The following is a 6,000-nucleotide window of genomic DNA, read 5'->3' on the forward strand; positions in this document are numbered from 1 at the left end:
GCCGTCAGCCGAACGACGGCGTCGTGCCGCACTTGGCGTTCGCGTTGATGCAGACCTTGACCAGCGCGGCCAGCTTCGCCGGGTCCCACGCGTTCATGAAGTCGCCGTGGATCGACGACGCCATGCCCGACGACAGGGTCAGCCCGTCGCCACCGAGCGAGTCGTAGCCGAGCATCATCGAGATGTTCGGGATCGCCACCGGGAACCTACCGGTGCAGACGCCGTTGACCGACGGGCCCATGTGCGACTTGTGGTCCGGCGAGTCGATGTGCTTGCCGTCCCAGCAGTCCTGGTAGGTGAGCTGGTAGATCATGTTGCCGCCGGCCGCGCACTTCGGCCAGTTGCCGTCGGAGCTGCGGCCGATCTCCGCGCTGCCCGCGCACCAGAACTGCCCGCTCGCCCCCTTCGGCGTGGCCACCTGCCGCTTGGCGTCACCCTGCACCATGACCAGGCCCGGCGGGAACGGCACGACCGTCGCCGGGTCCTTGATCTTCGCGCCGTAGTAGGCCCGGAAGTTCTTCATCTTCACCGGCTTGCCGTTGAGCAGCAGCGTCGGCGCCCAGTAGGCGCTGTTGTCACCGGCCGCGTCACACGTCGTCGACTGCTTGCGCAGCTGCGTGCCGGTGCTGCTCGCGGTCACCTTCGGCCCGAAGAACGTGTGCAGGTGCGAGGCACCCGGCAGGTTCGGCAGCACGATCGGGTCGTCGGCGGCCTCACCCGAGACCGTGCAGTTGGTGTGGAACTCCGGTACCCGCACGATCCCGGCCGGGACCGCCTTCGGCTGGACCGCCTTGTGCAGGGCCAGCGTCTCCTTCCAGGCCGCCTCGTCGACCGGCACCCAGCCACCCGGGCTCGCGGACGGGTTGGTGGGCGCGGCACCGGAGGCGGCGGGCTTGGACGGAGCGGCACTGGACGGCGCGGCACCGGTCGGGGCCGCCGTCGCCGGGGCCGAGCTCGCCGGAGCCGGGGCGGCGACGCCCACATTGAAGTGGTTGATGTTGACGAAGTCCGAGCGCGACTTGCTTTTCATGACCAGGACCAGCGTCTGCCTACCGGCCGGCACCTTCGCGGCCTTGGCGGTGACCGTCGTCCACTTCTGCCAGCCGCCGGTCGACGCCACCGGGAAGGTCGCCAGCAGCGTGCCGTCGCGGCTGCCCAGCCGTGCCTCGATCGAGCCGCCGTCGGAGTTGTCCGAGGCGATCCGGGCACTCAGCGAGGCGCTGCCGATCGTGACGTTCCGGTATTCCAGCCAGTCACCGGTGGCCAGCCAGCCGACGTTCCTGCCGCCGCCGGTGTCCGAGGTGCTCTCCGTCCTCGCACCGGACTGCGCGGCGAACGCCTCGGCCTGCAACGTGCCCGGCGTGGTCACCTCGCCGGCGCCGGCGGTGGTGATGTAGATGCCGCTCGCGCCGAGAGCGGCGACGACGGCGACACCGAGGACCACCCGGGTGGTACGGCGGCGGCGCTTCGGGTCCGGCGGGGCGACGTGCTGGGATTCCATACCCATATCGATCCTCAACAAAATGGCGGGGAAAGGGTGCGGCACGAATTATGCAGACGCATCACACACGGTTCAATACGTCAAGAAAAAATTCATTTCCCCTGGTCAGGGCGGTGCTGGTGGCCGCCGTAACGCCTTTCAATAACAGTTTTTCGCCATACTTTCCTTAAGTTTCCATTAACTTGACCGGGGTCGATGGGCGCGGCCATTTATCGTCGGATGCGAGGCTGACCGGTGGGCGGGGCTAGGATCCCCCGGTGCGCTGGTGGAGAGCTCGGGACCCGATGATCCGGGACGCGGCCGGAGCGGTCCTGCTCGCCGTGGCGGCGTTCGTGCCGGGGATCGCCGAGCTCGGCCTGGAGATCGGCGAGTTGCATCTGCGCGCCGACGACCGGATCAGCCTGGTCCTGCTGCTGATCCAGGCGCTGGCCCTGACCCTGCGCCGCAGCCGGCCCGCGCTGTGCCTGGCGATCATCGCCGCCGCCTTCGCCGCCCACCAGCTGGCCGGGTACCCACCGACCGTCGCCGGGCTCGCCCTGCTCGTCGCCCTCTACAGTGCCGGCGCCCACCAGGAACACCCCCGCCGGGCGGTCGCCGCGACGGCTGCCGTCGCCTACGTCGTGCTCGCGGTGGCCCTGCACCTGCGCGGTTCGGCCGAACGTGTCATCGACTTCGCCACCTTCGCCGCACTGCTCGCCGCCTGCTGGGCGGCCGGGCACGGGGTGCGGGCCCGCCAGCGGGACGAACAGCGCCGCCGGCTCGAGAGCATCGGCGCGGCCGTCACCGCCGAACGCGCCCGCATCGCCCGGGAACTGCACGACGTCGTCACCCATCACGTGACCGCCATGGTCGTGCAGTCGGACACCGCGGGCCTGCTCATCGGACCCCAGCCGGACCGGGCCGGGGAGTCGGTCGCCGCCGTCGGCCGGGCCGGGCGGGAGGCCCTCGCTGAACTTCGGGTGCTTCTCGGCGTACTCGACAACGGTGTCGATCGTGAAGAACCCGCCGAAAGCCGCCTCGCCGACCTGGTGGACCGGATGCGCCGCGCCGGTCAGCCGGTCGACTTCGCCGAGGAGGGCGGGCCCGGGCCGGACGGTGGCCTCGGGCTCGCCGTGCACCGGGTGGTTCAGGAGGGCCTGACGAACGCGGTCAAACACGCGCGGGGCCGGCCGACGCGGGTGCTGGTCCGGCACGACGGCGACGGCACGCTGATCGAGGTGGTCACCGCCGGCTCACCGCACGGTCCGCCGGGCGGCCCGATCCGGCCCGGCCGGGGCCTGACCGGCCTCCAGGAGCGGATCAAGATCTTCGGCGGCACGTTCGACGCGGCCGCGGGCCCGGACGGCGATGTCACGGTACGGGCATGGCTGCCCCGCGGAGGCCGCACATGATCCGGGTCCTGGTCTGTGACGATCAAGCTCTGATCCGGGCCGGATTTGTGACCCTTTTCGGTCTCCAGCCGGATCTTGAGGTGGTCGGCGAGGCCTCCGACGGTGAAGCCGCCGTACGCGAGGCCCTCCGGTTGCGCCCCGACGTCGTGGTGATGGACATCCGGATGCCCCTGCTGGACGGCATCGAGGCAACCCGCCGCCTGGCCGGCCCGGACGTCGCCGACCCGATGAAGGTTCTCGTGGTGACGACGTTCAACCTGGACAGCTACGTCTATGAGGCACTGCGGGCGGGCGCCAGCGGTTTCCTGCTCAAGGACGCCCAGCCCGCCGAACTGATCGACGGCATCCGGACGATCTCCCGAGGCGAGGCGTTGCTGGCCCCGGCCGTGACCCGTGCGCTGGTCGGCCGCTTCGGTGATCGAATCCGGCCATCCATGGGGGCTCCGGACGCCCGCCTGAACGCGTTGACGGCCCGCGAGTCGGAGGTGTTCCGGTTGATGGCCGAGGGCCTGTCCAACGCGGAGATCGCGGAGGCACTGGTGATCAGCCACGAAACGGTGAAGACCTACGTCTCGCGGATCCTGACCAAACTGGCCCTACGGGACCGGGTCCAGGCAGTGATCCTCGCCCATCGGGCGGGCCTGGTCACCTAGCAATCCGGCTTTACGGTGTCGCCCGGCCGTCCCCCGGGAGAGCTACCGCAGGGTGTCCACCGCGGCCCGATGGTGCCGCCCGGCCGTCCCCCGGGAGAGCTACCGCAGGTGTCCACCGCGGCCCGATGGTGCCGCCCGGCCGTCCCCCGGGAGAGCTACCGCAGGTGTCCGCCGCGGGGCGATGATCGTCGATGCGAGGCGGCCTAGCGTCGTACCCATGAAACGCCTTGCCCGAGGTCTTGCCCGGCCGCTCTCCCTCCTGCTCATCTTCATCGCCGTCGACGCGCTGGTGGTGACCACCCTCAACGCACTGTCCGGCAGCGCGATCCTGTCACTCGCGGCAGGCGCGGCGGCGGCCTTCGCGACCATCCGTCTGTACGCCTGGACGACCCGCCGGATCGAACGGAAGGAACCGGAGGACCTGCCGGAACCGGGCCGGTTCCGGACGCTGTGGCGCGGGACGCTCGCCGGCGTCGGCCTGTTCACGGCGACGGTCCTGGCCATCGCGATCTGCGGTGGTTTCCGGATCGACGGCTGGGGTTCGTTCAGCGGGATGCTCGCGATCCTCGGCCTGATGACAGGCGTCGCGACGGTCGAGGAGGTGCTGTTCCGCGGCATCCTGTTCCGCCAGATCGAAGAACGCGCCGGAACCTGGCCGGCGCTGACCGTCTCCGCCGCCCTGTTCGGCCTGCTGCACCTGGTCAACGACCCCACGGCCATCGGCGGCGCCCTGGCGATCGTCGCGGCCGGGCTGATGGCGGGCACCGCCTACGTGGCGACCCGCGCCCTGTGGCTGCCGATCGGCCTGCACCTGGGCTGGAACTTCGCCGAAGGCGGCATCTTCGGCGTCCCCGTCTCCGGCGCGGACAGCTCCACGCCGGGCCTGTTCCGCGGCGTGTTCGACGGCCCGGCCGCACTGACCGGCGGCACGTTCGGCCCGGAGGCCAGCATCTTCGCGGTCCTGGCCAGCCTTGTGGCCACTGCCTACCTGTTCCGCCTGGCCCGCCGCCGCGGCAACTTCCGTCCCCGGCCGGCCGTCCATCCTGATCCGGCGGCTGCCTGACGGTCGCTTTCGGGCGCGATCCCGGGCGCCCTTCCATCGGAAGCCTGGAGATCGCGACAGGTCTCGCAGGCGAAGCAGCTGAGCGGCGGGCAGCCGGCTCCGAATCCTCTACCGAACGTCACCGTCCCTGGCACCCGCCGCCCGTTCCCGCCACCGATCCCTGACCTCCGCCCGCTTTGTCTGGCTTGCGCCGTCGCTTCTTGTTCTCCGTGCGGTCCCGGTTCCGCTTCTGCTTGCGCTCGTGGTTCTTCGCCGGTGTCCTCTCTGGCTTCTCTCCTCCCTTCCACCTTCCTTCCCTCCCTCCCTCCTCCTTCGCTCCCTCCCCCTTGCCGTTCTCGCTTGCCGCTCTCTCCTCCTTCCCGCTCTCTCCTCCCTCCCTCCCTCCCTTCCTCCCGCTCTCGGTCGCCGTTCTCGCTTGCCGCTCTCTCCTTCCTTCCTCTCTTGGTCGCCGTTCTCGCTTGCCGCTCTCTCCTTCCTCCCGCTCTCGGTCGCCGCTCTCTCCTCCCTCCGGCTCTCCCTCCCGCTCTCGCTCGCCGTACTCATTGCCTCTCCCTCCTCCCTCCCGCTCTTCTCGGACCCAGAGAGGCCGCACCTCTTGCGTTGAGTCGATGCGTGTCCGTCGCTGCTCGGAAAGGTGCCCTCTGGAACAGCCCGGCGGCGTATTCGCTGCATTCTGTGATGATGGTCGCTTTCCTCTTTTTGCCACCACTTGAAACCGTGTTCGAATCTCGTGAGAAAGTAGTGCGATATTCCATGGATTTGATTTGGCATGATCCACAGCTGACATTTTCGGATCGGGGCGAGGGAGGATTCATGCATGGGGCAGGGATCGCTATTCAGTAGGGCAGATGTGGCGTCGATGCGTGACCGGACCCGGTCTCGAAACTATTCTGCGGCGCGCGATGAATTTCGGCGTGAACACGAGCGCCACCGTGCCTGGGGCTTACAACGCCGCCATGCCGAGAAGCTTCGTCGTCTCCGCGATGCCGAGCCGGCACCCGCGGTAGGAGGCGACCGAACCCGACCGGCAGAAGCACCCGCACGGCCTCCGATTCCCGACCAGCGCCAACAAGCCTCGGCCCGAAAGCTTTCCGCCGCCCCGACGTCCGCTGCCTCACCGGAGCCAGCCGGCATCTCACCGGAGCCAGCCGGCATCTCAGCGGAGCCAGCCGACACGATTGACGATACGGTGCGTTCGGTGTCGACCGAGGCATCGGAGCTGGCTGTGATGCCTGTGTTGGCCGCCGCAGCCTTCGTGCCAGGGCCGAGCGACTTGGGCGGGTCGGCTGCCGTGCCATCACAGACCGGCGTGCCGTCGCCAACCGGGCTTACGTGTCTCGCCGGCGCTGCCTTCGCCGGCGCTGCCTTCGCCGGCGCTGCCTTCGCCGGCGC

Annotated in this window: 5 protein-coding genes; 3 read left to right on the top strand and 2 right to left on the bottom strand. The window is 69.7% G+C overall.

Features of this window, described 5'->3' with window-relative positions:
- Positions 1-4: 4 nt before the first annotated feature.
- Positions 5-1,501, bottom strand: a complete 1,497-nt coding sequence (locus ACFO0C_RS00485; protein ID WP_378064392.1) for a DUF1996 domain-containing protein — start codon at positions 1,499-1,501, stop codon at positions 5-7.
- A gap of 257 nt (positions 1,502-1,758) precedes the next feature.
- Here ACFO0C_RS00485 and ACFO0C_RS00490 point away from each other — a divergent pair, with 257 nt between their 5' ends.
- From ACFO0C_RS00490 to ACFO0C_RS00500, 3 genes are all read left to right on the top strand, one after another.
- The gene (locus ACFO0C_RS00490) at positions 1,759-2,892 is read left to right on the top strand and encodes a sensor histidine kinase (RefSeq protein ID WP_378064393.1); all 1,134 of its coding nucleotides are present in this window, start codon (positions 1,759-1,761) and stop codon (positions 2,890-2,892) included.
- Positions 2,865-3,545: a response regulator gene (locus tag ACFO0C_RS00495; RefSeq protein WP_378064394.1), complete on the top strand. Its 681-nt coding sequence runs from the start codon at positions 2,865-2,867 to the stop codon at positions 3,543-3,545. Before ACFO0C_RS00490 ends, ACFO0C_RS00495 begins: the two co-directional genes overlap by 28 nt.
- 217 nt (positions 3,546-3,762) lie before the next feature.
- Entirely contained in the window at positions 3,763-4,608 is an 846-nt protein-coding gene (locus ACFO0C_RS00500) for a CPBP family intramembrane glutamic endopeptidase (RefSeq protein ID WP_378064395.1), read from the top strand.
- Between the two features lie 118 nt (positions 4,609-4,726).
- On the opposite strand, the gene ACFO0C_RS00505 is transcribed toward ACFO0C_RS00500, so the two are convergent.
- Complete coding sequence (locus tag ACFO0C_RS00505) at positions 4,727-5,386, bottom strand: hypothetical protein (RefSeq protein ID WP_378064396.1); 660 nt, start codon at positions 5,384-5,386, stop codon at positions 4,727-4,729.
- Positions 5,387-6,000 lie beyond the last annotated feature (614 nt).

This window comes from Actinoplanes subglobosus, from assembly GCF_042650585.1.
GTDB classification, from domain to species: domain Bacteria; phylum Actinomycetota; class Actinomycetes; order Mycobacteriales; family Micromonosporaceae; genus Actinoplanes; species Actinoplanes subglobosus.

Bases quoted from the DNA above. Each gene is read 5' to 3' on its own strand.
- ACFO0C_RS00495 (WP_378064394.1), top strand. From the start codon at position 2,865: ATGGCTGCCCCGCGGAGGCCGCACATGATCCGGGTCCTGGTCTGTGAC.
- ACFO0C_RS00485 (WP_378064392.1), bottom strand. From the start codon at position 1,501: ATGGAATCCCAGCACGTCGCCCCGCCGGACCCGAAGCGCCGCCGCCGT.
- ACFO0C_RS00500 (WP_378064395.1), top strand. From the start codon at position 3,763: ATGAAACGCCTTGCCCGAGGTCTTGCCCGGCCGCTCTCCCTCCTGCTC.